Annotated in this window: 26 protein-coding genes, 1 tRNA gene and 2 pseudogenes; 16 read left to right on the plus strand and 13 right to left on the minus strand. The window is 41.9% G+C overall.

Annotation, left to right across the window (positions count from 1 at the left end):
- Window positions 1-397: pseudogene (locus H6G77_RS16390) on the plus strand (calcium-binding protein); the annotation flags it as partial.
- Between the two features lie 267 nt (window positions 398-664).
- Window positions 665-1,567: a DUF2207 domain-containing protein gene (locus tag H6G77_RS16395; RefSeq protein WP_313954505.1), complete on the plus strand. Its 903-nt coding sequence runs from the start codon at window positions 665-667 to the stop codon at window positions 1,565-1,567.
- 7 nt (window positions 1,568-1,574) lie between these two features.
- On the opposite strand, the gene H6G77_RS16400 is transcribed toward H6G77_RS16395, so the two are convergent.
- Complete coding sequence (locus tag H6G77_RS16400) at window positions 1,575-2,750, minus strand: ATP-binding protein (protein WP_190595272.1); 1,176 nt, start codon at window positions 2,748-2,750, stop codon at window positions 1,575-1,577.
- Window positions 2,751-2,993: 243 nt separating this feature from the next.
- Entirely contained in the window at window positions 2,994-3,542 is a 549-nt protein-coding gene (locus H6G77_RS16405) for a redoxin domain-containing protein (protein WP_190872150.1), read from the minus strand.
- A gap of 639 nt (window positions 3,543-4,181) precedes the next feature.
- Between H6G77_RS16405 and H6G77_RS16410 the strand changes: the two genes are divergently transcribed.
- Window positions 4,182-4,970: an HAD family hydrolase gene (locus H6G77_RS16410; RefSeq protein WP_190595274.1), complete on the plus strand. Its 789-nt coding sequence runs from the start codon at window positions 4,182-4,184 to the stop codon at window positions 4,968-4,970.
- A 51-nt stretch (window positions 4,971-5,021) separates the two neighbouring features.
- Here the strand turns inward: H6G77_RS16410 and H6G77_RS16415 are convergent.
- A pseudogene (locus H6G77_RS16415) lies at window positions 5,022-6,239 on the minus strand (RNA-guided endonuclease InsQ/TnpB family protein).
- Window positions 6,240-6,392: 153 nt separating this feature from the next.
- On the opposite strand from H6G77_RS16415, the gene H6G77_RS16420 reads away from it, so the two are divergent.
- The 3 genes from H6G77_RS16420 to H6G77_RS16430 all read left to right on the plus strand — a co-directional run bounded on the left by H6G77_RS16420 (window position 6,393) and on the right by H6G77_RS16430 (window position 9,057).
- Window positions 6,393-7,568, plus strand: coding sequence for a DNA double-strand break repair nuclease NurA (locus H6G77_RS16420; RefSeq protein ID WP_190595006.1), 1,176 nt, complete (start codon window positions 6,393-6,395; stop codon window positions 7,566-7,568).
- Window positions 7,569-7,658: 90 nt separating this feature from the next.
- Window positions 7,659-8,597 (plus strand): hypothetical protein, encoded by a 939-nt coding sequence (locus H6G77_RS16425; RefSeq protein WP_190872151.1) that lies wholly within the window; start codon window positions 7,659-7,661, stop codon window positions 8,595-8,597.
- Window positions 8,598-8,766: 169 nt separating this feature from the next.
- On the plus strand, window positions 8,767-9,057 hold the full coding sequence (locus tag H6G77_RS16430; RefSeq protein WP_190595008.1) for a DNA-binding transcriptional regulator: 291 nt from the start codon (window positions 8,767-8,769) through the stop codon (window positions 9,055-9,057).
- A 142-nt stretch (window positions 9,058-9,199) separates the two neighbouring features.
- On the opposite strand, the gene H6G77_RS16435 is transcribed toward H6G77_RS16430, so the two are convergent.
- Window positions 9,200-9,865, minus strand: a complete 666-nt coding sequence (locus H6G77_RS16435) for a hypothetical protein (protein ID WP_190872152.1) — start codon at window positions 9,863-9,865, stop codon at window positions 9,200-9,202.
- Window positions 9,866-10,094: 229 nt separating this feature from the next.
- Here H6G77_RS16435 and H6G77_RS16440 point away from each other — a divergent pair, with 229 nt between their 5' ends.
- From H6G77_RS16440 to H6G77_RS16460, 5 genes are all read left to right on the plus strand, one after another.
- Window positions 10,095-11,078: an alpha-ketoacid dehydrogenase subunit beta gene (locus H6G77_RS16440; protein ID WP_190595010.1), complete on the plus strand. Its 984-nt coding sequence runs from the start codon at window positions 10,095-10,097 to the stop codon at window positions 11,076-11,078.
- A 178-nt stretch (window positions 11,079-11,256) separates the two neighbouring features.
- Window positions 11,257-12,681 (plus strand): protein translocase subunit SecD, encoded by a 1,425-nt coding sequence (gene secD / locus H6G77_RS16445; protein WP_190872153.1) that lies wholly within the window; start codon window positions 11,257-11,259, stop codon window positions 12,679-12,681.
- Window positions 12,678-13,664, plus strand: coding sequence for a protein translocase subunit SecF (gene secF / locus H6G77_RS16450; RefSeq protein ID WP_190673257.1), 987 nt, complete (start codon window positions 12,678-12,680; stop codon window positions 13,662-13,664). The genes secD and secF overlap by 4 nt, the downstream gene beginning before the upstream one ends.
- Window positions 13,665-13,826: 162 nt before the next feature.
- Window positions 13,827-14,219, plus strand: a complete 393-nt coding sequence (locus H6G77_RS16455) for a hypothetical protein (RefSeq protein WP_190595013.1) — start codon at window positions 13,827-13,829, stop codon at window positions 14,217-14,219.
- Between the two features lie 122 nt (window positions 14,220-14,341).
- The gene (locus tag H6G77_RS16460; RefSeq protein ID WP_190673264.1) at window positions 14,342-14,803 is read left to right on the plus strand and encodes a GNAT family N-acetyltransferase; all 462 of its coding nucleotides are present in this window, start codon (window positions 14,342-14,344) and stop codon (window positions 14,801-14,803) included.
- A 157-nt stretch (window positions 14,804-14,960) separates the two neighbouring features.
- On the opposite strand, the gene H6G77_RS16465 is transcribed toward H6G77_RS16460, so the two are convergent.
- The 6 genes from H6G77_RS16465 to H6G77_RS16490 all read right to left on the minus strand — a co-directional run bounded on the left by H6G77_RS16465 (window position 14,961) and on the right by H6G77_RS16490 (window position 20,072).
- Window positions 14,961-15,860 (minus strand): sensor histidine kinase KdpD, encoded by a 900-nt coding sequence (locus H6G77_RS16465; protein ID WP_190872154.1) that lies wholly within the window; start codon window positions 15,858-15,860, stop codon window positions 14,961-14,963.
- Window positions 15,861-15,883: 23 nt separating this feature from the next.
- Window positions 15,884-16,471: an L-threonylcarbamoyladenylate synthase gene (locus H6G77_RS16470; protein ID WP_190673268.1), complete on the minus strand. Its 588-nt coding sequence runs from the start codon at window positions 16,469-16,471 to the stop codon at window positions 15,884-15,886.
- 122 nt (window positions 16,472-16,593) lie between these two features.
- Window positions 16,594-17,517, minus strand: coding sequence for a peptide chain release factor N(5)-glutamine methyltransferase (gene prmC, locus H6G77_RS16475; RefSeq protein WP_190595017.1), 924 nt, complete (start codon window positions 17,515-17,517; stop codon window positions 16,594-16,596).
- A gap of 3 nt (window positions 17,518-17,520) precedes the next feature.
- Entirely contained in the window at window positions 17,521-18,336 is an 816-nt protein-coding gene (locus H6G77_RS16480) for a Tic22 family protein (RefSeq protein WP_190595018.1), read from the minus strand.
- Window positions 18,337-19,132: 796 nt separating this feature from the next.
- A tRNA-Pro gene (locus H6G77_RS16485) sits at window positions 19,133-19,206 on the minus strand.
- A gap of 323 nt (window positions 19,207-19,529) precedes the next feature.
- Entirely contained in the window at window positions 19,530-20,072 is a 543-nt protein-coding gene (locus H6G77_RS16490; protein ID WP_190595019.1) for a GNAT family N-acetyltransferase, read from the minus strand.
- Between the two features lie 554 nt (window positions 20,073-20,626).
- On the opposite strand from H6G77_RS16490, the gene H6G77_RS16495 reads away from it, so the two are divergent.
- Window positions 20,627-21,346 (plus strand): hypothetical protein, encoded by a 720-nt coding sequence (locus H6G77_RS16495; RefSeq protein WP_062296711.1) that lies wholly within the window; start codon window positions 20,627-20,629, stop codon window positions 21,344-21,346.
- Between the two features lie 198 nt (window positions 21,347-21,544).
- The gene (locus tag H6G77_RS16500) at window positions 21,545-22,456 is read left to right on the plus strand and encodes an alpha/beta fold hydrolase (RefSeq protein WP_190595020.1); all 912 of its coding nucleotides are present in this window, start codon (window positions 21,545-21,547) and stop codon (window positions 22,454-22,456) included.
- Window positions 22,457-22,515: 59 nt separating this feature from the next.
- On the opposite strand, the gene tsaD is transcribed toward H6G77_RS16500, so the two are convergent.
- Complete coding sequence (tsaD, locus tag H6G77_RS16505) at window positions 22,516-23,559, minus strand: tRNA (adenosine(37)-N6)-threonylcarbamoyltransferase complex transferase subunit TsaD (protein WP_190595021.1); 1,044 nt, start codon at window positions 23,557-23,559, stop codon at window positions 22,516-22,518.
- Between the two features lie 176 nt (window positions 23,560-23,735).
- Between tsaD and H6G77_RS16510 the strand changes: the two genes are divergently transcribed.
- From H6G77_RS16510 to H6G77_RS16520, 3 genes are read left to right on the plus strand one after another with little or no spacing between them, the layout of a single operon-like run.
- Window positions 23,736-24,230 (plus strand): Photosystem I reaction center subunit III, encoded by a 495-nt coding sequence (locus H6G77_RS16510; RefSeq protein WP_190595022.1) that lies wholly within the window; start codon window positions 23,736-23,738, stop codon window positions 24,228-24,230.
- Window positions 24,231-24,269: 39 nt separating this feature from the next.
- Window positions 24,270-24,419, plus strand: a complete 150-nt coding sequence (gene psaJ, locus H6G77_RS16515; protein ID WP_190595023.1) for a photosystem I reaction center subunit IX — start codon at window positions 24,270-24,272, stop codon at window positions 24,417-24,419.
- A 57-nt stretch (window positions 24,420-24,476) separates the two neighbouring features.
- Entirely contained in the window at window positions 24,477-24,995 is a 519-nt protein-coding gene (locus tag H6G77_RS16520) for a photosystem I reaction center protein subunit XI (protein WP_190872155.1), read from the plus strand.
- Window positions 24,996-25,308: 313 nt separating this feature from the next.
- On the opposite strand, the gene gmk is transcribed toward H6G77_RS16520, so the two are convergent.
- Together gmk and remA are read right to left on the minus strand one after the other, a co-directional pair.
- The gene (gene gmk / locus H6G77_RS16525) at window positions 25,309-25,908 is read right to left on the minus strand and encodes a guanylate kinase (protein WP_190595025.1); all 600 of its coding nucleotides are present in this window, start codon (window positions 25,906-25,908) and stop codon (window positions 25,309-25,311) included.
- A gap of 167 nt (window positions 25,909-26,075) precedes the next feature.
- Window positions 26,076-26,342 carry an extracellular matrix/biofilm regulator RemA gene (gene remA / locus H6G77_RS16530; RefSeq protein ID WP_062296698.1) on the minus strand — a complete coding sequence of 89 codons (267 nt, stop codon included), beginning with the start codon at window positions 26,340-26,342 and terminating at the stop codon, window positions 26,076-26,078.
- Between the last annotated feature and the right edge of the window lie 55 nt (window positions 26,343-26,397).

Raw genomic sequence — 26,397 nt, forward strand, 5'->3', positions numbered from 1 at the left:
AGGTAATGATACTCTAAATGGTGGTGCTGGCAATGATATTCTTGTTGGTCGTGCTGGTAACGATACACTCACTGGTGGTTTGGGAAGAGATAGCTTTAATTTCAATTCCCGGACTGAAGGTATTGATAGAATTACTGATTTTAGTGTCATTGATGATACGATTTTTGTCTCTGCATCTGGTTTTGGTGGCGGCTTAGTTGCGGGTGCAGCGATCGCGGCTAATCGATTTGTCATTGGTGCAGCAGCGACTACAAGTAGTCAGAGATTTATTTATAACAATGTAACAGGCGGCTTGTTCTTTGATGCTGATGGTACAGGCGCGATCGCCAGAATCCAATTTGCTACACTCAGTGCTGGATTGTCTTTAACCAATGCAGATATTTTCGTTAATACTTAAGGATTTTTAATCACTATAGGAATCCGATTTGATTTCTGAATCTAGTTGTGTAGGCAGGGAGTAGGGAATGGGGAGTAGGGAGTAGGAAAGAAGCTTGACCTGGGTGTACTGATTTTTGAACGAGGGTGATAGGCGATCGTACTTCCATGTTCCCCAATGGTAGGGGCGTACGGTCGTACTTAGATTTTTTCTCCAAATCAAATCGGATTCCTATAGATTGACCATACTAGCAAGCAATTTGGAATAATTTATTCTTGGGATTTCTGAATGAATATGTGGACTAAACGCATCCAAAGATTGTGTCTATTTTGTCTTGGTCTATTTCTGATTCTAGTACTTTCGATTAATCATGCCGCAGCACAATCACCGCCATTCTATTGGGAATTTATGAATGTTAATATTGCCGTCCAAACTAACGGCGATATGTTAATTACTGAAACGCAAAAATATACATTTACGGGAGACTATAAAAATCAACGTTACCGCTATATTCCTATTGATAAATTAGACAAAATTACCGAAGTTTCCGTATCAGAAAACGGTAAATTATTACCTACCGCAACAGGAGTTAAAAACAATCAACTTTGGATTCGTTGGGAACATCAACTCAACCCGCCTGAAAGTCATACTTTTGTTTTGAAATACCGTGTTATTGGCGGATTACACGTAAATGACAATAATGCAAAAGTATACTGGAAAGCTATCTTTGCTGATCGTCAAGCCTCTATCAAACAAGCAAAAGTAACCGTAGAGCTTCCTGAACAATTCGCTGCTAGTATCAAAGATTTTCAGAGCTATGGAGTATCCGCAGATATCCGTCAAGTGAATACAAAAATCATTGAGTTTGTTGCTCAAGAAGCAATTGAACCAAAAAATGAGTTGGAAGTTCAGGTGACATTTGATCGCACAGGTACTAATGTAACGACTCCTCAATGGCAAAATTCACAGTTTCTGCCTAATTATAGTGGATTTTGGTGGCTTTTCTGGTTATTTTTCCTTGTTATCTTCTTGTTCAGTAGCTCTAATAATCGTTCTAGAGGTGGCGGTGGTGTCAGTGCCAGTAGCCACAGCATCTCTCATGGTGGCGGTGGTGGTGGCGGTGGTGGTGGTGGTGGCGGTGGTGGTGGCGGTGGTGGTGGCGGTGGTGGCGGCGGTGGTGGTGGCGGTTGAGTCAGGTTCACTCATTAAACAAACGTCGCACGCATTTGAGAATCACGAGTTGTAAAAAAAATCGCTCCTTATTCCCATCTTTGATAGTTTCTACCAATCCTCTGCGTTTTAATGATAAGAGTGCCTTTAAAATATCTCCATTGGTCGCATCACTGGCTAGGTTTAATAGTATTTCTTCACGGGTGAATCCTTGGATGTTTGTAGTCAAAAACTTAATCAGGATTTTTTCAACAGGAGAAATATACTTTAACCATTCGCTCACAAGTGGCTCAAATTCTCCAGCGACTATGGTTCCACAGGCTAAAAATTCTCCTACATCCCCAGCAAATAATTCGTGAATGAAATTAGCTGCCATATTCAAAAATAAAGGATTACCACCATATTGATTTACTAGTGCAACCCACTGTTGAGCATTAAAGGTAAGTCTATGATGTTGCAAAAGCTCAATTGCACCTTCCATGAGTCCGCCGAGAGGGAAAATAACTGCACCAGCAGCACTTAAAATATTTAATCCTTCGGGTTGCTCTCGACTAGTCAAAATTACACAACTATTATGAGTAGTTTGCACTACCGTGCGGAGAAATTCGGCTCCTAAAGGATACTGTCCAGCACGGAGAATCTCATCCCAACCATCAAAAACCATCAATGTTTGGGATTCTAACGCTTTAGGTGTATGGGTTGATAGTGATGTGAGATGAACCGAAAACCAGAGAGTTTGCTTAAACTGTGGCTGCAAAGCTGCTGCTAGTTTTGTGGCTATAGCGGTTTTACCAATACCACCAATTCCAGTAATCACCAACAGACGTGTTCCGCCCTCAACGGACTTGATTAGTGTCGCCAATTCGTAATCTCGCCCAAAAAACAAGGGAATGTCGGGTATTTGAGTGGTGCTAGATAAAGGTGATTTGAAAGGGCGATCAATTAATTCTTGCCAATTTAAACCCAAAACTTGACAGAATGCCTTGAACACTGAGGCATCAATTCCATCGCCCCTAAGAAATCGCTTCCATGTTGGTAAAGATACCCCTGCTACAAATACTTCTGCATTTTCCCAACTAAATTCAGGTTCGAGAATTTGACTTACTGCTTCTAACCAACGTGGGTCGTCAATTGTCCAAGCTTTTTCTTTACGCGCTTGTTTAACAATTTCGACTCCAGTCACTGAGAGTTTGAGGCTAGGCATTTAACGATTTAAAATTTTAAGTTATGAAACTTATTGATGCCAGGCATCCTAGCTGTTAGTTAATGATGTGCGAAATTCTTGTAGCTTCATTTTAGCTGATCAGTCTTGCGGTGAATACTCATCAATGAAGTTATCATCATCAATACGAAGAAACACCGAATGATTGAGTAGAGTAAGGGATAGACCAACTGTCTACCCTCACTCCAGATCACCAACAAAATTAACGGTAATCGATTCTAAAAATTATGCCCACTCAGTTCCACGGAAAGGGTAGTTTCTGGGAATGATGTACTCTAGTCCTTGAAGTAGGAAACCAAAATCGACACGCGAGAAAGGATGAGTACCAATATTGGCAAAGTATAGACGATTATCGGGCTTGATTAAAAAGACAGCCGGTTCGCTGAATAAGGCTGGTTCACTTTCAAAATGACCTTTGGTCAGATACAGTCCCCAACGGCGCATTTCATCGGGGGTGAAGTCATAGCCAATGGTGATATTTTGGATGTTAGCTTGTTGTTGAAATTGTTGTGCTTTTTCTAGAGAATCACCACTGATAGCGATCGCTTCTACACCTAGTTTTTGGAAATCATAGAGTTTCTGCTCTAAATCACTAATATACTGTTGACAAATGGGACAATGTAACCCTCTATAAAATACAACCATTGTGTAGTTTTTCGGGGTTTGGTCAGCTAGTTTCCAGATAGTTCCATTTAAGGTTTTGACTTCCAAAATAGGAGCCAGATTTCCCATCAGCAGCTTTGGTGAGGTTGTTTTCTCAGATTGGGTAATCATGATTTTGTTTCCAATTTAATAGTTATATCTCGCGCTTGTTGGTTTTGTACTGTGCTGAATCCGGGTATTAATTTACATCACCTAAGAGCGCAGAAACGCAAATAAAAAATTAAATAAGCTTTTTTTAATTTCTTTGTTTAAAGATATTCAGATAATTGTAAAAATTAATAAAATGAATAATTAACTGCAAATTGAAGCAGTCTGAGACGCTTCAATGAATTGGTACAGGATATATAGGAATCCGGTTTGATTTCTGAATTTATTTGTGTGGTGCGCGTTCGCAAAGCGTCTCGCAGAGAAGCGCAGCGCAAGCGCGATAGGTAGGGAATAGGGAATGGGGAGTCGGCAGTAGGAAAGAAGACTGATCTGAGTGTACTGATTTTTTCAGAAATCAAATATCAGTCCTATAGACATAAAAAAAACTTATGCAATAACCAGATTGGTTGAGATAAATTATTAGATTGATTAATCAATAACAAAACTCTAGAGAAATTTTCCTTTCAGCCAGTTAAAAATAAATAATTAAAGGTATATGAAGCTATTTTGAAAAAAATATAAATTGCAAAAAACTAGCAAAAATTACTACCAATTTTTAATTTTTCAGGTAAGCTGACAAAAGCAGTTTTCATCCTCAAAACAATGACCGCAAGTAGTCCTACAATTTTGGCCTTAGACTTTGACGGAGTAATTTGCGACGGACTAATTGAATATTTTGAGGTCGCATGGTTAACCTACTGTAAACTTTGGTTGCCAGATAATGATACACCTCCCGATGACTTGGCTTTGAGATTTTACCGTCTCAGACCAGTGATTGAAACAGGTTGGGAAATGCCTGTTTTAATTAAAGCTTTGCTGGCGGGAATGTCCGATGAGGAGATTCTTCAGGAATGGACAACAATTACGCCACAAATTTTATTGAAAGATAACTTGCAGGCTAGAGAAATCAGTGCAAAACTAGATTACCTGCGGGATGAATGGATTGCTACAGATTTAGACGGCTGGCTAAGTCTGCACAGATTTTATCCGGGTGTGATTGAAAAAATCAAATTGACTCTGGATAGTCATGTACAGTTATTCATTGTGACTACGAAAGAGGGACGCTTTGTGCAGCAATTGTTGCAACAGGAAGGAGTGAATTTACCTCCGGCAGCAATTTTTGGCAAAGAAGTGAAGCGTCCGAAATATGAAATTCTGCGAGAATTAATTCAGGCAGCTAATCAACAGCCGGTGAGTTTATGGTTTGTGGAAGACCGAATTAAGACTTTGCAGTTAGTTCAACAGCAAGCTGATTTGGAGGATGTGAAACTTTTTCTGGCTGACTGGGGCTACAATACCCAACCAGAAAGAAAAGCAGCGCAAGATGACGAGCAAATTCAGTTAATATCTCTGTCACAGTTTACCAAAAACTTCTCTGATTGGTTGTCATAAATTTGTAGAGACTTGACACTCCCCGGCGTGAACGCACGGGGATTCTTGGATCTAAGACATAACTTGCTCATACAGGCTTTCACCAACAAGAGTAGAGGTTGCATCTCCCCAAGCGTTGCTTGCGTCTAGCGCAAAGGTTCCGGTATGCCCTACCGTACCCAATCCTCGACTAAGGATGATCCTGGCTGCGTTTTCATCCCTATCCATCACAAAACCACATTTACAAACGTGTGTCCTAGTGGATAGTGTTTTCTTCACAATTTCACCACAGCTAGAGCATTCTTGGCTTGTGTATTGCGGATTAACCGCAACCGTGACACGTTTAAATACTTTACCAAAATACTCAACCCAGACACGAAACTGATACCAAGATGCGTCATTAATAGACTTAGCTAGACAATGATTTTTCACCATATTTTTAATCCTCAAATCTGTGCGCTAAACGCGCCCCGCTTCGCTAACGTAGGCTATCAAGTCGTTGGACTGAACTACGCACCGTGCTAATTTCACCGCATGGTCTTTACGTTGCCTACTTATTTTGAGGTGGCGTTTACCTAAAATCTGCCTAGCTTTACCCCGATTTTTTGAGCCTTTTACCTTTCTAGAAACACGGCGTTGTGAACGTTTGAGAACTTTCTCGCCTTTACGCAAAAATTTAGGGTTCTCAACTACCAACCCGTCAGAATCGGTGTAGTACTCTTTTAATCCAACATCTAAGCCCACTGTTTTACCAGTTGCTTCTATGTTTTCACAACGGTTTGCATCAACACAAAATTGAACATATACACCATCTGCTCGTTTTACCAATCTCACCCGTTTGATTTGGTTGGGTTGGTAGAAATGCAAATCACGAGTCCCTTTGAGTTTTAGACGACCAATACCTTTTTTGTCAGTAAAGGTTATGGATTTGCGATTATCTGCAAGCTTCCATCCGGTAGATTTGTACTCAACCGAGCGACAATCTTTCTGGAATTGGGGAAAACCTTTCTTGCCAGAGATGCCCTTTTTACAGTTTTCATAAAACCTGGAGATCGATGACCACGCCCGTTCAGCACTAGCTTGACGAGCCATTGAATTGAGTTCATTTGCAAAAGAGAAATTAGCAGCAAGTACAGCGCAATATTTCTGCAAGTCATTTTTACTCGTGCCTTGAACATCCATCCATAGCCGAATACAGCTATTGCGGATGAATTTGGCAGTACGAATTGCATTATCTATTGCCGCTAATTGCGTTGATTTCCCATAAGCTTTGAATTCAAAAACTAGCATCGCTTCACCTCCTCTCTTATACTACAATGCTCGGTATAAGATTAATTGGAATACAATAAAAGTCGCCCTCGAAGTGCCAGGCTTTAGACCCAGTTTTTCGGTAAATTTTACGTCTCTATTTCATCAAATATTTTCTGGTTCAATTAAAAATATATGCTTGACCTGACAAAATTAGCGCGACAAATGCAAGGTTTAAGCCAGCATCTCTCTCAAGAAGCTGTTGCTGGTCGCCAGCGTTTAGAATTAGCGCAACAACATTTAATAAATGCTTACGAATGTCAGCAAGATTTAATTGAACGTCAAGAAAAATGGCGCGATCGCATTTTATTTGCTAATGCTACCCCAATTGAGCCATTAGAAACTCGCATTGATATTCCTATTCCACCGAAAGTACATACCGTTATCGCTACCGACGGTTCACAAATTGCCCCCAGCCACCACGAAATAGCTTATTGTTATCTCTTAAATATTGGCAGAGTCGTTTTACACTACGGTCAAAATCGTCATCCACTACTTGATAGTTTGCCAGAAGTATTTTACCGCCCCGAAGATTTATATGCGTCGCGTCAGTGGGGAATTAGAACAGAAGAATGGATGGGTTTTTGTCGGACTGCGAGTGAAGCAACGGTCTTAGCTGAATTAGCTTGTGCAGCCAAGGGAGATGCGCCAGCCTTAGCAATGGTGGATGGTTCGTTAGTTTATTGGTTTTTAGAACAGTTACCGCTAGAAGCACGCGATCGCATTTTACCGCCGATTTTGCAAGCTTGGCAGCAGCTACGTGATGCAGGAATCCCTTTGATGGGTTATCTCAGCGCCTCTCGGAATGTGGAGGGAATTAACTTTTTACGGTTGATGGCTTGTCCCCATCCGGTTCCTGACTGTGTAAGTTATTGTCCCAACCAGTTAGAAAAAGTTCCTTGCAAAGTATTTGAACCTTTACGAGATACGTCTTTGTGGTCAACTCAACTCCAGCCAGGACAACGCGGCCCTTTATGGCGGAGTAATGCGCGAATTTTAGAGTTTTATGAAGGTCAAAACATTTATTTTTGTTATGTTCACGTAGGTACGGAAATTGCTCGTATTGAAGTCCCTGCTTGGGTTGTGGAAAATACAGCTATGTTTGATGAAGCCTTGGGATTGATGCTGGCGCAAGTTCAAAAAGGATATGGCTACCCAGTGGCGATCGCAGAAGCACATAATCAAGCTGTAGTCAGAGGTGGAGATAAGGCGCGTTTCTTCGCCCTTTTAGAAAAGCAAATGATTAAAGCTGGCTTAAAAAATGTCGGTACTTCTTACAAAGAAGCCAGGAAACGCGGAAGTATCGCTTAAAAATTCAGACATATTAACCTGTAACTTATCACCTGCTATATCCTGCTATATATTGTTTGTCTTTGATTCGCTGATTTTGGTGAAAGTTCTATGTCACGAGGCAACCAAAACTCACAACCTTCTCCCCAAGAACCTTACTCCAGAAAGCCACCAATGTGGAAGGCGGCTATTATCGGAGTGTTGCGGGGGACAATTGGGGTTTTAGAAACAGCCGTGGTGAAATTAGAGGCTGAGTCATCTACAACCAATCCAACTTGGCAGCAGTTTCAGTTAGTCTGGAATGGGTTATTAGCTAAAATTCGCTCTTTATTACCAGCAAGTTTCTCTAGGAAGTTGTCGAACACAACTTTGACAGGAATTATTGCTGGAATTACTTTAGTTTTGGTGATTGGGACAACTTCTAGCTTATTTTCGAGTAAACCTACGGAAATTGCTACCATTCCGCCTGCTGAAGAAGTTCCTGCACCTACGCCTACGCCAACTGTTCCGCCAGAGTCTACAAGATCAGAACCTCAGCCGCCAGTAGAAGTTACGCCAACACCAGAACCGGAACCGGAAGTGACTCCTACACCAACACCGGAACCAGAAGCAGAAGTTACACCTACACCAGAACCACAAGCAGAAGCTACACCAACACCAGAACCGGAACCGGAAGTTACACCTACACCAGAACCAGAACCGACACCAGCAGTAGAATTAACACCAGAACAAATTTTGATTGCAGCAATTGAAAATCAAGTAGCAGAAATTAGCGATCGCTTTGCCTCTGGTCTGATAAAGTCGATTCAAGCCAATTTTCGCACTAGCAATCTCATTATTAAAATTAATGATGATTGGTACTCTCTTAAAGAATCTCAACAAAACAAACTGGCATCAGAAATATTACAGCGTTCTCAAGAACTCAATTTTAGTCATTTAGAAATTTTCGACTCTCAAGATAGATTAGTCGCCCGTAACCCCATTGTCGGTAACGAGATGATTATTTTTAAACGCCGCACCGCAAATTCTACTATTTCAATTCCTGGCTGACGTTCATTGTATATTTAAACTCTTTATATTATGAATGTTATACCTCGTTTGCTAGAGGATTGGCGATCGCTTATAAAATAAGATAGTTAATAAATTCTTTGCAATTGGCTTAAACGCCAATCGATTTAATAAATAAATTCAAAATTATTCTTAAAGGGAGCATGAAACTATGGATATGCAAGTCCTGAGAGAACGTGCTGGACTTAGCCGTGCAGAGGTGGCCTTCAGGCTTGCAATTAGTGAAACCAGTGTACGTAACTGGGAAGCTGGCCGCACTGAACCTACAATGACACCCAAAAAATATCTAGAGGCTATACGTCTATTTGGCTGTACACCAGAAGAATTAGCCTCCGCCAGTGAAAAATCCATCAATCAACGCCATAAACGTAAACCCGGTAGACCAAAGCGTTTTCCTGAAAATTCAGTAGCGCCAGTCCCAGATGCAACTGTTTGTGGTTAAAACAAAAAGTGTGAAGTATGAAGTATGAAATGAAGAAACTTGTATAGTCAGGCTGAACTGTACTAGTTTTGGAAAATTACTCAGCGAGAAGTTGCGTGCGGGGGTTACCCCCGTTGAGCAAACTTCGGTGACTCAATACTTTTTACTCTAACGGTGGTAATGGTTTTGTTACCACCACTTTTCGCGTTAAAATATTTATTTCAGTCACGAAATTTTTTGCATCTGAGGTGTAAAAAACTAGGAAAGTGGATTCATTCGGTTGATGGGTTCCTAATACTTGGTCTACTTGGCGGATAACTTCAGTATAATTTTTGCCAGCAAAATCAGAAACAGCTATAGTTTTGCGATCGCTTGCTGTCAGACGTTTGTCACCATCGCTGTCAGCCGTTACCGCTTCATACCAAATTCCTTGCACGTTTTTGATAACATTTTCAGGAGGTGTTGATAAGCCTAATGTTTGATAGCGTACAAACAACGAGTTATTATTGGGAATTAACTTCCAAGCTGATTGATCACTGGTATTAAAAAATAAAAAATTCCGAATGCTGGCAGCTTCTTTTTCATAGTAAGACTGACGATAATTTTGTTGGGAACTGATCGTTGCCATTAGGTACGGTGTACCTTTAATCACTTCAAATGAACCCAAGCTAAATTGCACTTGAATATCAGAATCAGTTTCTAGATTAACTATGTCACCAACATGACGTTCTCGAAATAATTCTTGATAAATTCGATAAGCTGCATAGCCTAATATCGAAAAAGTCATCAAACCACAAAGTACAATAATTATTGCTCGAATCGTAGTCAAAAAATTCGGAAATCTAAATCTACTCATGTTCTGGATGATGCTGAATAACAGCGAGATACAACCGTAATTGTGACAAGTTATGTATATACTAAATAAACATTATTGAGTATTGAATTCAGTAGATTTACTAATATTTCAAAAACTCATCTCCAACTAGTGCGATCGCTCACCGTATTTGCTACGGCAGCGCGATAAGATTCTAAAACAACCGTCGTAACTAAAGGTTTAAATGGCAGAAACATTATTTTTCAACGCTCTGCGGGAAGCCATTGATGAAGAAATGGCGCGTGATTCCAGTGTATTTGTTCTGGGTGAAGACGTAGGACATTATGGCGGTTCCTATAAAGTCACCAAAGACTTGTACAAAAAGTATGGTGACTTGAGGGTTTTAGACACTCCCATCGCCGAAAATAGCTTTACTGGTATAGCAGTCGGGGCGGCCATGACTGGGTTGCGACCGATTATTGAAGGTATGAACATGGGCTTTCTGCTCCTCGCCTTCAACCAAATCTCCAATAACGCCGGGATGCTGCGCTATACTTCCGGCGGTAACTTTAAAATTCCAATGGTAATTCGCGGCCCCGGTGGTGTCGGTAGACAATTAGGCGCAGAACACTCCCAACGCCTAGAAGCTTACTTTCAAGCCGTACCAGGGTTAAAAATTGTGGCTTGTTCCACACCCTACAACGCCAAAGGCTTACTCAAATCCGCCATCCGCGACGATAACCCCGTACTGTTCTTTGAGCATGTACTTTTGTATAACTTAAAAGAAAATTTACCAGAAGAAGAATACCTCCTGCCCTTAGATAAAGCAGAGGTAGTGCGTCAAGGCAAAGATGTCACAATTCTGACTTACTCCCGGATGCGCCATCATGTCGTGCAAGCCGTCAAAGCTTTAGAAAAACAAGGTTACGACCCCGAAGTAATTGATTTAATATCACTCAAACCCCTGGATTTTGATACCATCGGTGCATCGATCCGCAAAACCCACCGCGTCATTGTCGTAGAAGAGTGTATGCGGACTGGCGGTATCGGTGCAGAACTAACTGCTTCCATTAACGATCGCCTTTTTGACGAATTAGATGCACCAGTATTGCGTCTATCTTCCCAAGATATTCCCACACCATACAACGGCGCTCTAGAGCGTCTTACCATTGTTCAGCCAGAACAAATCGTTGAAGCTGTACAGAAAATGGTCGCTATGCGGGTTTAGGGAGTAGAAAGGCAAAAATCAAAAGGCAAAAGTCAAAAGAAATATAGTCTTTTACCTTTTGACTTTTGACTTTTGACTTGATTGATACCTACTCCCCACTCACCACTCCCCACTCCCCATCATTCATAAACTCCATCAAAGAACGCTATTATAGCGTTTGTCAGTTGCGAGTTATGGTATGCAAAGACAGCAGTCACTATTAGCTTTGATATTAGTTTTGGTAATCGCTGCGATCGCAGTAATTGCCACAATTCCGATACCTCTGGGGCTGGATTTACGCGGCGGTTCCCAGCTTACAATTCAAGTCAAACCCGCACCAGGGATGAAAGAAATCACCGAACGCGAATTAGCAGGCGTTCAGAAAGTCGTAGAAGGAAGAATTAACGGCCTTGGTGTTTCCGAACCAGTCATTCAAACCGTAGGTGCAGATAAAATTCTTGTCCAGTTACCAGGGGTAAATGATCCCGAACAAGCAGAAAGAGTGCTAGGCGGTACAGCACAATTAGAATTTCGTAAACAAAAACCTGGAACTGAAACCCAACTTTTTGCCTTTCAATCTTCACGCGCCGAACTGAAAGCCAAGCAGCAAGAATTACGCAACAGCACAGATAAAGCCGCAATTAACAAAAATCAAGAAGAATTACAAAAAAATAATCAAGCTATCCTGGAATTATTTGAAAGCACCGATCCTCCCCTTAATGGTAAATACCTGCAAGATGCCTACGGTGAACCGACTCAACAAGGTAACAATTGGAATGTTGCCATTCGCTTTGAGCAGAAGGGCGGTGAATTATTTGCTGAAATTACCAAAAATTTAGCAGGTACAGGCCGTAGTATTGGGATTTTCCTTGATAACGAACTGATCAGCGCCCCTGTAGTCGGGCCAGAATTTGCGGCTAATGGGATTACTGGTGGTGCAGCCGTCATTACAGGCCGCTTTACAGCCCAACAAGCCAATGATTTAGGCGTGCAACTGCGTGGTGGTGCGTTACCTGTACCCGTGGAAATTGCTGAAATCCGCACCGTTGGGGCAACCTTGGGTAAGGACAGTATTGTCAGCAGTATCTATGCTGGCAGTGGTGGTCTGCTTTTAGTATTAATATTTATGATTTTGTACTATAGACTACCAGGATTAATTGCGAATATTGCTCTGATTATCTACGCTATTCTGACTTGGGCTTGCTTTGCCTTGTTAGGTGTAACTCTGACATTGCCAGGTATTGCAGGTTTTATTCTGAGTATTGGTATGGCGGTGGATGCTAACGTGCTAATTTTTGAGCGCACCAGAGAAGAACTACAAGCAGGTAAGTCATTGTATCGCTCTGTGGAATCTGGCTTTTACCGCGCTTTTTCGAGTATCTTAGACGGCAACGTCACAACAGTAATTGCTTGTGCAGCGTTATTCTGGCTAGGTGCTGGTTTGGTGAAAGGCTTTGCGCTCACCTTGGCTTTGGGCGTAGCAGTGAGTATGTTTACTGCGATTACCTGTAGTCGTACCTTTATGTTTTTAGCAATTTCGATTCCTGCACTGCGAAAACCAGAATTTTACTGTCCGAACCTGTCAGCATCAGGAGCATCTAATAAGACTGAGGTAGCGCAATGAAACTGAGTATTAACAAATCGCGATCGCTTTGGTGGACTATCTCTTGTGCAGTGATCCTCGCTGGTATCATCTCAATGGTGATTTCTTGGCAAAATCCAAATATTCGTGCGCCTCTACGTCCAAGTTTAGATTTTGTCGGCGGTACAAGACTACAGTTTGAACGAGATTGCAGTCAACCGAAAAACTGTGAACAGCCACTTGATATCAACGTTGTTCGGGAAGTCGCCAAAGAACAAGGGCTAGGTGATAGCAGTATCCAAATTGTTGCCGATCAAGAAACCAAAAAAGAAAACGGTATCTTGATTCGGACAAAAAATTTAAATCGCGATCAGCGTACCCAGTTGCAAAATGCTCTCAGTGCCAAAGTTGGTGCTTTTGACGAGCAGAAAAACCAAATTGACACAGTTGGGCCTACCTTGGGAAGAGAGTTATTTACCTCTGGGATGATTGCTTTGGTGGTCTCATTTGCGGGGATTATCGTCTACCTAGCTTTCCGATTCCAGTTAGATTATGCCGTCTTTGCGATTATTGCTCTGTTTCATGATGTGTTGATCACAGTAGGTATATTCTCAATTTTTGGTCTGGTTTTCGGAACAGAAGTAGATAGCCTTTTCATCGTTGCTTTGCTGACAATTACTGGGTTTTCAGTCAACGACACAGTGGTAATTTACGATCGCATTCGTGAAACCCTCAAAACCAATCCTAACCGCCCAATTGCCGAAATTGTTGATGATGCCGTCAATCAAACCCTAACTAGGTCTATCAACACCACCTTAACAACTTTATTGACCTTATTTGCCATCTTTCTGTTTGGGGGAGAAACCCTAAAAAACTTTGCCTTAGCCTTAATTATTGGTTTCATCGCCGGGGCTTACTCCAGTATTTTTATTGCTAGTACTCTCCTAGCTTTGTGGCGGGAACGTACCGAGAAACCCAATCCAGTCACCAACAGCGAAGCATTTGACGCATCAGCAGATAGTTAGTCAATTATTGGGGATTTTCGATTAACTTGCTGAAATGTTGTTTATACTGCTTCCACATTTCTCAAACCAAGACTCAAATTCAAAAACTACCCAAAATCTCGCATTTAAAATCAAAAATTGCTAACACTATTTGCATCAACGTCCGCGTGACCTTTTCCTGCTATGGATCAATCAGAACAACCATCAATTAATGACCCATCTTTTGCTAAACAAGTTCAGAAACTACATCAGCTGACAGTGTATGGCAGATGGTTATTTGTGACATTTTTATGGCTGCTGATTGCACCTGTGAGTCTGTGGAATTTACGCTCAGAAATTGCCCTGTGGCAACAATACTTTACCTGGGTAGCAGTGCGATATGGACTCATCTATCATCCCCTGTCTACCTTGGGTTTAAGTTTTTGTATTGCTATGACTGTTTCTGTTTTAGTTTGGCAAAGCCGTAATATTTTAATGGGACTACCACAGCCAGAAAAAGAACGCCTAGAAAAACAAGTTTGTCGCATCCGCCAGCAAGGGCCTAGTCATCCTCTGTGGAAGTTCATTTGTGAGTAAGTCTGAGAATGGTTAAATAAATTTGTATATGGTTGCATTTCGCTATGCCTATGGAGAAATTTTCTGCACAATATGACTAAATAAAAGCAAACATACTTATTGGTGCAATTGAGTTGCTACACATGAACCATCCTCAGATTAAATTTAGCGATCGCCATTCTGACATCGACCTTTACCAACTCCAAGAATTATTTAATCTTGCAGCTTTTTGGGCAAAAGGACGTAGTATTGAGGATTTAAACATCGCTGTTACCAACAGCGAGCCAGTAATTTCTTTATGGGATGATACAAAACTCGTTGGCTTTGCTAGAGCAACTTCTGATGGTATCTATCGCGCCACAATCTGGGATGTAGTCATTCACCCAGACTACCAAGGCACTGGGCTAGGTAGCAAATTAATCACAACAGTTTTGAACCATCCCCGAATGAAATTGGTAGAGCGAGTATATTTAATGACCACTCACCAACAAGGATTCTATACAAAAATGGGTTTTATACCCAACAGCAGCACAACTATGGTGCTACATAACCAATCCAAACAGCTAAATTCCCTTTCCGCAGCAGAATTACAGTTTCAGGAATAGGGGTTAGAGGCTAGTACAACAAGGCAAAAGGCAAAAGTCAAAAGTCAAAAAGCTTATAACACAAGCTTTTCACTAACTTGAAATGGTATCTTTATTTCCACCGATCTGTACTAGAGGCTTTTTACTCAGCACTCAGCACTCAGCACTCAGCACTTTTTCAAGCTACAGGAATGGTAATTTGTACCCTAGTTAGTGAATCAGTTGATTCTGGACTTGTTAAATGGGGAAGCATTTCTAGTTTTGCTCCCATAACTTCTAATAGTGTTTGATTGAGTAATAATTTCATTCCTGGAGAAAGATTGACCTTCTCATCTTTAGTTTGAGAAGGCTCATTATTATGTTTCATGAAATCTATCGGCTCACTTTCAGGTAAAGCATGGGCGGGAATATCTAAATAGATATGAGCCATATTAGTATGATCTGAAACTGTGGCGGAAACCCAAATACTACCCTCTTGCATTTGAGTAATTGCAGTGTCTACTAAATTAACTAAAATTTGGCGTAACCAGCGATGATCTGCCAACACATGAACTTCTGGATCTATGGGTGACATCTGCAACAAAAAATTCCGATTCGCCGCCAGCATATAAGTTAAGTCTTTAACTTCTTGAAAAACTGTGTCTAAACATCGGGGCTGAATATCTAATTTATTTGTACCGTATTCGGTTCGAGAAACGCTGAGAATTTCATCCATCAAATGCAGCAATTTCAAAGCCTTTTCGTGAGCTTGGGCGATAAATTCTCGTTCTTCTGCGGGATTTTCACATAAGTCTGACAAAATTAATTGATGCAAGCTAATCACACTATTGAGTGGCGATCGCAATTCATGGGTAGTACGTGCTAAAAAACCTGCTTTAAATTGACTCATCTCCTGCGCCATTTGATAAGCCAACTGCGTTTGTTTGATTTCTTGCCGCAGTTGTGACACAGTTTCTTGTGATTCTGATATTACTGGCGATATGTTAGGACTAGTGTTTGCTGACTTAGCAAATAACCAACGAAAACCGATTCCTAAGATGATTCCGACTCCGAGATATGCCCAGTTGCTCCAGTTCATAAATATGGCAATTATTATTCTGATTAATCCAGTGTGATGCTTCCTTGACGCAAAATTTGCCAGTTTTCTCCTGTCCACTTAGCAACAGTGGAAGGTACACCAACCCCAGAAATTTCCTCAATAAGTCCTTTCGTCTCTAAGGTTAACGCATCAGGAAATTGCCTCGTAATTTCTGCCATCGTTTGTAAAGGTGGCTGTCCAGAAAAGTTGGCACTGGTTGTTGCTAAAGGGCCTGTTTTTGCCAAAATAGAACGGGCGATCGCACTATTTGGGACTCGAATACCAACCGTAGTTGGGTCAGTCGGGTTCATTTCTTTGGGCAAGCGATCGCTCGCTGGCAATACTAACGTTAACCCTCCCGGCCAATATTTATTTACTACTTGTTGCCAAATTTCATATTCATGTTCGCCACCCTTGACATAAGGCCATAAATCCTCAGCCTTAGCACCCATCAAAATCAAAGGTTTATCCTGACTGCGCTGCTTGGCGGCAAAAATTAAGGCAGCTTTCTCTGGCAAAGTCGCCAGTGCTGGTACAGTATCAGTCGGAAAACTCACTAAACAGCCAGCCTGTGCGCCTGCAATCAAATCTTCTAGAGCAACTTGAGCCATATCTACCAATGTCAGAAGTTATGAATGAAAATAAGTAATTTTTGTATTTTCACTCATAACTCCTGTCAAGGTGTAGGGATGTATATATCCAAAACCTTTCACCCCTATCTGTTACCTGTCACCTATCCCCTGTTCCCTATATACGCTAAAGCAAAACGTTCAACTCCTTCTAAATCAGAGTGGATTTGAATATCGCTATAGCTACCTTGATTTTGCAGAAGTTCTCGCACTGCACCCGCTTGTCCCGCCATCATTTCAATCAGCCACACGCCACCAGGGCGTAAATAACTGGGGGAGACTTCAATTAAATGACGAATATCATCTAAACCATCCGCACCACCATCTAATGCCAAATGTGGTTCATGCTGCTTGACTTCTGGTTCTAGGGTAGCCACCGTTTCCGTCGGGATATAGGGCGGATTAGAAACCATTCCACTGATTTGGCCTTTGAGAGTGGTTAATGGTTCCCACCAAGAACCTTGATAAAAATGAATCCGGTCGGCAAATCCCAGATTTTTGGCGTTGGTTTGGGCAATTTCTAAGGCGGCGTTGCTGTAATCAACGGCATGAATCGTAGCGTTTGGCAACCCATCCGCCAACCCAATAGCGATCGCACCACTCCCAGTCCCCAAGTCTACCCAATGCCCTTGATCCAATGACTTGACAGCCTGATTTTGGGCGATCGCCGCTATGGCTAAATCAATGATGCACTCTGTCTCTGGTCGAGGAATTAACACCGCACTCGACACCGCCAGTTTAAAATTTCGCCAAGGTGTCACACCCGCGATGTACTGCACTGGTAAGCGATCGCGCAATCGTTTCTGCCAAAGCTGTTCTAAATCTCTCAAAGACATGGCGATGGTTACTTCCGCCCAGTCTTTGAAAGATTCTAAACGCAGGGACAAACGGTCTAAACCAGCAATTTCTTGCAGCAGCCAATCAACTTCTAATGGGGGTACAGCAGCAGCGATCGCAGCTTGAATTGCTTGCTTACGCCACTGCCAAAGTTGTAACCCAGAAACTACCTGTGGCTGTTGATCTGCCATGCTTTAACGTTTTGGCTTTGCAGGCTGGGCATTATTATTCCCACTGTTTCCCGAATTTTTGGGTAAAGTCCGAATATATTCTCTGGATTCTTGAGAAGGCACTAATACCACTTGCTTGAGCCAATCTTCGTTCTTATCTTGTAAAGTCTTGATTACGCCATCTATGTCTATAACCTGAATATCCGCCTTGGGATATTTTGGTTTGACTTGGTTTAACAAACCTTGAGCATCTTGCTTACTCACAAACAACGGTACGACTTGTTCTTTGTCGTTTGTCAGTTTAATGGGTACATAACCTTGATCTGGTGCAAAGCGAACCGCAAAAATCGGCACACTCCGAAACTGTTCGACTTTCTGACCGCTTTGGTTCAATAATTCTAATGCGCCTTTGACATCCTGATCTACTGGTTTAAAAGCAAATACCAAACGATTAGGTTGATTTTTGGTTTCTTGCAACTGCTGATAAATAATTCCCAACGGTACAGCTGTCACCTGGAGATTCTTGACAATTTCTGCCATTTTGGGGTCGTTAGCGTTGGTCGTCCGCAGTTGATTAATAAAAGCCTGCGCCTCTTGACGGCTGAGATAAACGCCTGTGACTGAACCACCCAGTTTTTTACCATCTTGATTTTCTGGTAAAGGACGACTCAAAGGTAATCCTTTATCATTGGTAATCAGATACACTGGTACTGAGTCTAGTTTTTCTTTGATTTGTTGTTCTGACAATGCCAGCACTGGGACATTACCGACAAAAACTGTGCCTAACAGAGTACTCCCGATTAAACCCAATGTTGCGCCCCAGCGAACTAATGCTTTCATGACTACTCCTCGCGTCAATGGTTTTTAATTAAAGTCAGACTAATTGGTTGGATTTGCACAGCACTAACTTGTTTTAGTTATATAGCAATCCATTGGAGATGTAAAAACGCCATAATGGCTGTTAAATGGTCACAATCAACTCGCAAAATGGGAGATTTCTAAATTCTTGAGAACTCCTACGCTATTTTTGTCGCAGTCAATTGTGCTGCAACCTGATTTTTTTATTTGGCTTTGCCTGATTCCTGCACAAGAATTATAGATGCCTATTATAGACTGCTCTCAAAAAATGAAAACTTTTGCTGACCGTTGAGATGATTAATGCCATTTTATTGTCTTTCTCAAAAACTAGTGACGCGATCGCAAAATAATTCGTTCCATTTATTTATTGCCCATATCATTGCTTAAATCAATACCTAGACTTACTCTCGGCTGATTTTACTATTCAAAATATAATTCCTCGACTTTTGACCAAACCAAAAAAACTAAATTATCGTTTTATGTAGTATCTATAAGACTCATATTTGATTTGGGAAAAAAATCAGTACACCCAGATCAGGCTTCTTTCCTACTCCCTACTCCCCATTCCCTAATCCCTACCTACACAACTAGATTCAGGAATCAAACCGTATTCCTATACAATCTAATTGTTAAACTTAGTACACAATTCAACTGCCACAAAAATTTTCTACTTCAACGATAGTAAATTCTAATGACAACTTAAAAATATAAAGAAATATCCTATCTCTGGATAAATACATAGATAGGATATTCCCAAATTTAAAGTATTAAACTTCAGTCGGGATGACAGGATTTGAACCTGCGGCATCCTGCTCCCAAAGCAGGCGCGCTACCAAGCTGCGCTACATCCCGGATTTTTTAGTTGGGCGTGACTGACTTTGCCTTTCGCATTACCAGACATTTAACTTAACACACAACCTTTACCATCATAGCAGGCTTAACATCTATTTGCCAACCATTCACCTGAATTTATAGTCAAAGGTTATGTATTAAGACACTCTGAAAAAGTGCTATGTGGAAAGTGTTGAGTAAAAATACTAGTCTCTAAACTCAGCCCTTAGTACAGGTTTGCGGAAATAAGCAGACAATAAGAAATTGCTAAAAGGCTTGTGATATGACTATTTCTTTTGCCTTTTTACTTTTGCTTTATTGTACTAGCCTCTAGCCACAATATTTTAGTGAGGATACCAAAACATTCCCTTAATGCCTTCAGGGTCAGTCATAAAACCCATACCCCTATAGAAATCAACTACATGGGGATCAGCAAAGAGAGTCACATTACTGATTTCTTCGCTTCTGAGTTTTTTGAGTACGTATTTCATCAAAGCTTTACCCAGCCCTTTACCCTGAAAGTCTGGATGAACTACTACATCCCAAATCGTGGCATTAAAAGCATGATCTGAGGTAGCGCGGGCAAAACCAATAAGCCGACGTTGGTTTCCTCGTACTTGCCACATCGAGGCGACGAGAAAACTATGCTCTATGGCTTTTTTTACTTTTCGCAAAGGACGACGCGACCAACCAACTGCATCACACAGTTCTTCTAATTCATACAAGTCAATATCTCTCTCTGTGCTAAAAACAATGCGTTCCGCGTTTCGCGCCGCATCACTATTAGCACTAGAGTTACCAATTTCCCCTGTATGTTCTTCAAAGGAAGTTGCTCTATTTGCCGTTACAGATTCAGGAGTACTAAACCAAGTTTTCCAAAAACCCATGCCAACGTGGTTCGGGTAGTATAACTGAATTGGCTACCACTCTTTTAAAGAGATGATACACGTTTTATCAAGTCAGTGCCATCTTTTACCCTACACCCTGAGTTTTTCAGATTTTGTTGGGATCATTTAATGGCAACAGCTTTTAATCGCGTGTTTTGTACCAATCATTTTCAACTTTAGCATTTTGTTGTAAAGTCCAGGGAAAATTCCCCAAAAGGCAAAGTTTTGAGAGTCAATTGTATATATGGCGGTAGTCAGATGTGTTAGGACAATTGGAAAGCTTGAATGCCAGGAATCATCAGACTTTTCCTCCTGACTTCTGCCTTCTGGAGACACTTGCGTGGGCGGGTTGCCCACGCCAGTCGCTACAACGGAGGGAACCTCCGCAACGCGCTGGCTCGACTTGAGCAAAGTGTCCTCCTCCTGCCTCCTGTCTTCTGTTATGTGAATATCGGTATTAACTACTGGTTGTTGGGAATAATGTTTATTACTAGCACCCAGTCCCTAGTCCACAGCCCCCAGGTGAAAACAGCAAGCGAGTCTTACCCCCAACAATGGCTTCTGGTTTAAAATCTTCGACACTGGAACTCCTAAAACGCTTTAACCGAGCGTTCCCCCAGTTTTATGAGCAATTTGTCAGCAGTGAGATTCAACTGCAAAATCTTCGATTAGCTTACCGTCTATATAAAACCAGACGTGCCGTTATCGAGTTGAAGCCGGAAGGTAGTAAAAGTGCGCTGCATTTTGCCTACCGTAACCAATCCTTTCTCCTCAGTGATATTTTTGGTGTGCTGGCAGCTTATGGCTTGACCATTCACGGTCTGAGTCTGTACGGTCAAATTCGACCACCAATGTTAGTTTTCATCAAACTTTTAGTCTCTCGCGGTAGCAAAGCTTTGACAGAGAAAACCGCAGAAAATGTCTGTCGGGCAATTCGAGAGGCTTTAGGAGGGCGCTTTGAAGTCGAAGAAATGCTGGCAGTAGAATTTAATTTAGATGCTGGCTTAGAACAAGTACAGACTGAGTTTTATGTCGATCCTGTATTTCATCTGCCGGCTTTGGTGATTGAAGCAGATAACCAACCAGGATTGTTTTACAAAGTGATGTACGCTATCTGGCAAGAAGATTTGCTAGTAGTTAACGCGAATTTGTTGGTTTGGCGAGGACGCACGCGGCTGATTCTCTATTTGTTGGGGCCAAACGAAAGCTTAATTCCTGAATATCTCGGACATAAAATTGCCGAAGGAGTCCGACAGCGTTTGTTGGGGAAATAATTCGCTAGTACAAAAAGGCAAAAGGCAAAAGGCAAAAAGAAAAATAACGATAGCACAAGCATTTTAGCAATTCCAGATAGTCTGTTTATTTACACCGACCTGTACTAGCCTCCAGTCTCTAGCCCCTAACCCCTCATCCCTCCCTACATTTTCTGTTCTGTATTTAGTCGTACCCATGCTTGGGGGTACGATATAAATATGGCAACCATAGAAATCTTAGGCGTTCCACACGCATACGAGTTAACGGCTCCCACTGCTTGCCCCCATGCTTTAGTATTTATCCACGGTTGGCTAAATAGTCGTGGGTACTGGCAACCTGTGATTTCCCGTCTGTCCGTAGATTTACAGTGTTTATCTTATGATTTACGCGGTTTTGGTGAGTCCCAATCTCACGCTGAAATTGATGTAAATCGTTTACAAAGTACTGTTGGTTTGACATCCCAATTGCTGGATAGTTCTAATTCCCAATTTGATTCTCTGTATACACCAACTGCTTACGCCCAAGATTTAGCCGCTTTATTACAAGAGCTAAATATTACCAGTGCTTGGTTGATTGGGCATTCGTTGGGCGGGACGATCGCACTTTGGGCAGCTGCTTTACTACCTGATGTGGTTCAAGGTGTAATCTGTATCAACGCTGGTGGTGGGATTTATCTCAAGGAAGCTTTTGAAAAATTTCGTTCAGCAGGTCAGAGATTTTTACAAGTTCGTCCGCGCTGGCTATCTCAAATCCCTTTGATTGATTTGCTATTTACTAGAGACAGTGTAGCCCGCCCTCTAGACCGTTACTGGGCGCGTCAAAGGGTGATAGATTTTGTGGTTGCTGACCCAGAAGCGGCGTTGGGAGCGTTATTAGATTCCACAACCGAAGAAGAAGTCAATCGCCTACCGCAGTTGGTATCACAATTAAAACAGCCTGTATATTTTTTGGCTGGTGCCGATGATAAGGTCATGGAACCGAAATATGTTCGCCATTTAGCCAGCTTTCATCGGCTTTTTCAATACTGTGGTGACAATGTGATTGAAATTTCTAATTGTGGACATTTAGCTATGTTAGAACAACCAGATGCTGTTGCCAGCCATATTCGGGCAATTGTCAGTAATCAGTAGTCAATGGTCAAGAGTTTTGGATAAAGAACAAATGACCAAGGACAAAGGACAAATAACCATTACACTTCATACAACTTCATCACCTGACCCAGCGATAACCGCGACTCTACACCCAAAGTCAAGGGTGAGATATGACCGCGAGATAAATGGTCAGATGCGGCGCAGGCAATCATGGCGGCGTTATCGGTACAAAATTTCAGGGGTGGGAATAAAACACGCAGGTTATGTTGACTGGCGGCGGCTTGCAAGTGCTGTCTCAAGCCGCTATTTGCTGCTACTCCACCACCTACAGCAATGGTATTGAGTCCATAGTCCAGGGCGCAAGCGATCGCTCTTTTGGTGAGTGCCTTGGCTACAGTTGCCTGAAAACTGGCTGCTAAGTCTGCCACAGGCACTTGCTCGCCATTTTTGTCAAATTGCTGCACTAACCTGAGTACGGCTGTCTTTAAGCCACTAAAACTGCCATCATAGCGATGAAAACCGCCACCCGGTAAGGAAACTTTGCCCTCTGGTAAGGCAAAAGCTTGGGAATCGCCCTGCTGTGCTAACTTGTCAATTACAGGGCCACCTGGATAACCTAGATTTAACAAGCGTGCTACCTTATCAAAGGCTTCCCCTGCCGCATCATCACGGGTTTCACCCAGGGTTTCGTAGCTACCACAGTCTTTAACATAAATCAAGCTTGTATGTCCGCCTGAAACCAGTAAGCTAAGAAAAGGGGGATCTAAAGTTGGCTCACTCAAGTAAGTCGCAAAAATGTGGCCTTCGAGGTGATGGACTCCCAAAAATGGTTTATTGTGTACGATCGCTAAAGTTTTGGCAGCAGTTAACCCCACCAATAACGCTCCCACCAAACCAGGGGCGCAAGTGGCAGCGATGCCATCAATTTTTGACCAGTCTAATTGTGCCTGTTCCAGAGCTTGGGCGATCGCTTGGTTGATCGTCTCTAAATGCTGGCGTGATGCCACCTCTGGGACAACTCCACCATATTGCTGATGAACTGGAATTTGGGAGGCAATAATACTACTGCGAACTTGACGATTGTTAACAATTGCGACGGCAGTTTCATCACAACTGGTTTCGATTGCTAAAACGGTTGCCATCTGAGGGTTCTACAAAATAACGATTTGTTTGAGAAGCTTTAACTTTTATTTACTTAAACTTTACTCGGTTCCCAGGCAAGAGTATGATGACTTGCTAGTTAGCCAAATAAAGAATGTACAAGCCGCTTCGTTTTGTACAAAAAACTTTTTCTTTTGTAATAAAAGGAAACAACTCCATGCGACGATTGTTTGCTTTGATTTTAGCGATTTGTCTTTGGTTCAATTTTGCTCCCCCAGCGAAAGCTCTAGGGGCTAATCTTACACCCTGCCAAGACAACCCCGCATTTCAAGCACTAGCTAAAAATGCCCGAAATACAACTGCCGATCCCCAATCAGGTCAAAAGAGATTTGAGCGTTACTCTCAAGCACTCTGTGGCCCTGAAGGCTATCCTCACCTGATTGTTGATGGTCGTCTAGACCGCGCTGGTGACTTTTTGATTCCCAGCATTCTCTTTCTTTACATTGCTGGCTGGATTGGTTGGGTAGGTCGTGCTTACCTAATCGCAATTAGAAAAGAATCTGACACCGAACAAAAAGAAATCCAAATCGATTTGGCTTTGGCACTACCCCTAATTGCCACAGGTTTTGCTTGGCCAGCAGCCGCTTTGAAAGAATTCCTTTCTGGCGAATTAGCTGCTAAAGATTCTGAGATCCCCGTTTCTCCTCGTTAGGTTTTGCTTAACTGATTCATTGTTTTGGAGATTAAATACATGGCTGAAAAAGGCGATCAATCATCCTATTTGATTAAATTTATTTCCACAGCACCAGTGGCAGCCACCCTCTGGCTGACAATTACAGCAGGCATTTTGATTGAGTTTAACCGCTTTTTCCCAGACCTACTGTTCCACCCACTGCCATAACCAAAGCATTGGAATTTTAAACTGTTGCTTATGTAATTGAGAGGCGAACATCGAATTATGGCGCAAGCAGTAGACGCATCTAAAAATTCACCCAGTGATGTGAGAAACAGAGAAGTCGTGTTTCCCGCAGGTGGTGATCCTCAGTTGGGTAATCTCGAAACCCCTGTTAATTCTTCTCCCGCAGTCAAGTGGTTCATCAATAACCTGCCAGCTTATCGTCTAGGTTTAACTCCTTTCAGACGTGGGCTAGAAGTTGGTATGGCACATGGCTACTGGATATTTGGCCCCTTCGCTAAATATGGCCCACTGCGTAGTGCAGAAAACGCTAACCTAGCAGGCTTATTAGGTGCGATCGCCCTAGTAATTTTTCTGACAGGTGGCTTATCTTTATATGCCAATAGCAATCCTCCCAAAGCCCTGAACAGTGTAACTGGCGCTTCAGCCCCAGATGCTTTCCTCTCTAAAGAAGGCTGGAACAACTTTGCTAGTGCTTTCTTAATTGGTGGCATTGGTGGTGCAGTAGTTGCTTACTTCCTAACTAGCAATATTGCACTCATTCAAGGCTTAATCGGCTAATTGGTTTTTGGTAATTGGTAATTAGTGATTAGTAATTCTAATTACTGATTACCATTTGCCAAGCTATGCGGGGCTAGGGGCTAGTACAAAAAGTCAAAAGTCAAAAGTCAAAAGTCAAAAGTCAAAAGAAAGAATATTGATACCACAAGCCTTTTAGCAATTCCAGATGTCTGTTTATTTCCGCCGATATATACTAGAGGCTAGTTTTTTTAGAAGTTACATTATCAAAAAATGGATATTCATCAAAAAATTTTAAGGACACATAGAAATATGTGTCCTTAATTATTTGGTGCTAAAAATGCTTGGTGTGTGATTATTCAAATATCGCGGCTTCGATCGCTGCAAGTGCTGTTTCAAAATCGTCATTGACAATTTGAATATCAAATTCATCAGCAGCCGCGATTTCCGCCTTGGCGCGGACTAGGCGACGGGAAATCGCTTCTTCAGAGTCTTGTCCACGGCCACGTATCCGTTTTTCTAATTCATCAAAAGAAGGCGGCAAAATAAAAATGCTGAGAGCATTAGGAAAGGAAGCGCGAATTTGTCTTGCTCCTTCTAACTCAATTTCCAGCACTACTAACTTACCAGACTGAATTTGATTGACTACAGTTTCTCGCGGAGTACCGTAATAATTCCCCGCAAATTCCGCCCACTCTAAAAATTCACCTTGAGCAACCAGTTGTTCAAATTTACTACGGTTAATAAAGTAATAATTTTTGCCATCAATTTCTCCGGGGCGAGGAGAACGAGTTGTCACGGATACAGAATAATACAGTTGCGGATGACGCTGCAACAGCGATCGCATTAAGGTGCCTTTGCCAACTCCACTAGGGCCAGTTAAAACAATTAACTTGCCTGTAGGCGGGCATTCTGTGGTAGTAGCACTAGTCTGGATGGGTAAAACTTGCATCATCCGTTCAACCTGTGAATTAATCAACAATCATGATTTTTGCATTGGAGTTCGTTGTCAGGCTGACCTCGACTCACGAATTTGTAGCACTGGTGACAGAAAACCAGTCTAATTCACATAGTACTGCCGATATGGTGCAAACAGAATAGTCGTTTGTCAACTATCCTTGGTTAATTATCTACCGTATGGTGATCGCGGGAAATCACGAATCGGTTTGCTACCGTTTCGGGCTGAATTGCGGAAAGGATGACATGATTAGAATCGGTGATAATTACAGCCCTTGTCCGACGACCATAAGTTGCATCAATCAGCTGGTTTTTTTCCCGCGCATCGGTGATAATCCGCTTAATTGGCGCAGATTCTGGACTGACGATCGCAACTACTTTGTTAGCTGAGACAATGTTGCCGAAACCGATATTTATTAATTGAATGTCCATAAAATAACTGAGACTAAATGTGGTACGAGAATCCAGTAAGGATTTTATTTCCATG

This window comes from Aulosira sp. FACHB-615, from assembly GCF_014698045.1.
In the GTDB taxonomy this organism is placed as follows: domain Bacteria; phylum Cyanobacteriota; class Cyanobacteriia; order Cyanobacteriales; family Nostocaceae; genus Nostoc_B.

What these genes read in the sequence shown, in the direction of transcription:
- H6G77_RS16395 (WP_313954505.1), top strand. Translation starts at nt 665, where the DNA reads ATGAATATGTGGACTAAACGCATCCAAAGATTGTGTCTATTTTGTCTT.
- H6G77_RS16400 (WP_190595272.1), bottom strand. Translation starts at nt 2,750, where the DNA reads ATGCCTAGCCTCAAACTCTCAGTGACTGGAGTCGAAATTGTTAAACAA.
- H6G77_RS16405 (WP_190872150.1), bottom strand. Translation starts at nt 3,542, where the DNA reads ATGATTACCCAATCTGAGAAAACAACCTCACCAAAGCTGCTGATGGGA.
- H6G77_RS16410 (WP_190595274.1), top strand. Translation starts at nt 4,182, where the DNA reads ATGACCGCAAGTAGTCCTACAATTTTGGCCTTAGACTTTGACGGAGTA.
- H6G77_RS16420 (WP_190595006.1), top strand. Translation starts at nt 6,393, where the DNA reads ATGCTTGACCTGACAAAATTAGCGCGACAAATGCAAGGTTTAAGCCAG.
- H6G77_RS16425 (WP_190872151.1), top strand. Translation starts at nt 7,659, where the DNA reads ATGTCACGAGGCAACCAAAACTCACAACCTTCTCCCCAAGAACCTTAC.
- H6G77_RS16430 (WP_190595008.1), top strand. Translation starts at nt 8,767, where the DNA reads ATGGATATGCAAGTCCTGAGAGAACGTGCTGGACTTAGCCGTGCAGAG.
- H6G77_RS16440 (WP_190595010.1), top strand. Translation starts at nt 10,095, where the DNA reads ATGGCAGAAACATTATTTTTCAACGCTCTGCGGGAAGCCATTGATGAA.
- secD (WP_190872153.1), top strand. Translation starts at nt 11,257, where the DNA reads ATGCAAAGACAGCAGTCACTATTAGCTTTGATATTAGTTTTGGTAATC.
- secF (WP_190673257.1), top strand. Translation starts at nt 12,678, where the DNA reads ATGAAACTGAGTATTAACAAATCGCGATCGCTTTGGTGGACTATCTCT.
- H6G77_RS16455 (WP_190595013.1), top strand. Translation starts at nt 13,827, where the DNA reads ATGGATCAATCAGAACAACCATCAATTAATGACCCATCTTTTGCTAAA.
- H6G77_RS16460 (WP_190673264.1), top strand. Translation starts at nt 14,342, where the DNA reads ATGAACCATCCTCAGATTAAATTTAGCGATCGCCATTCTGACATCGAC.
- H6G77_RS16465 (WP_190872154.1), bottom strand. Translation starts at nt 15,860, where the DNA reads ATGAACTGGAGCAACTGGGCATATCTCGGAGTCGGAATCATCTTAGGA.
- H6G77_RS16470 (WP_190673268.1), bottom strand. Translation starts at nt 16,471, where the DNA reads ATGGCTCAAGTTGCTCTAGAAGATTTGATTGCAGGCGCACAGGCTGGC.
- prmC (WP_190595017.1), bottom strand. Translation starts at nt 17,517, where the DNA reads ATGGCAGATCAACAGCCACAGGTAGTTTCTGGGTTACAACTTTGGCAG.
- H6G77_RS16480 (WP_190595018.1), bottom strand. Translation starts at nt 18,336, where the DNA reads ATGAAAGCATTAGTTCGCTGGGGCGCAACATTGGGTTTAATCGGGAGT.
- H6G77_RS16490 (WP_190595019.1), bottom strand. Translation starts at nt 20,072, where the DNA reads ATGGGTTTTTGGAAAACTTGGTTTAGTACTCCTGAATCTGTAACGGCA.
- H6G77_RS16495 (WP_062296711.1), top strand. Translation starts at nt 20,627, where the DNA reads ATGGCTTCTGGTTTAAAATCTTCGACACTGGAACTCCTAAAACGCTTT.
- H6G77_RS16500 (WP_190595020.1), top strand. Translation starts at nt 21,545, where the DNA reads ATGGCAACCATAGAAATCTTAGGCGTTCCACACGCATACGAGTTAACG.
- tsaD (WP_190595021.1), bottom strand. Translation starts at nt 23,559, where the DNA reads ATGGCAACCGTTTTAGCAATCGAAACCAGTTGTGATGAAACTGCCGTC.
- H6G77_RS16510 (WP_190595022.1), top strand. Translation starts at nt 23,736, where the DNA reads ATGCGACGATTGTTTGCTTTGATTTTAGCGATTTGTCTTTGGTTCAAT.
- psaJ (WP_190595023.1), top strand. Translation starts at nt 24,270, where the DNA reads ATGGCTGAAAAAGGCGATCAATCATCCTATTTGATTAAATTTATTTCC.
- H6G77_RS16520 (WP_190872155.1), top strand. Translation starts at nt 24,477, where the DNA reads ATGGCGCAAGCAGTAGACGCATCTAAAAATTCACCCAGTGATGTGAGA.
- gmk (WP_190595025.1), bottom strand. Translation starts at nt 25,908, where the DNA reads ATGATGCAAGTTTTACCCATCCAGACTAGTGCTACTACCACAGAATGC.
- remA (WP_062296698.1), bottom strand. Translation starts at nt 26,342, where the DNA reads ATGGACATTCAATTAATAAATATCGGTTTCGGCAACATTGTCTCAGCT.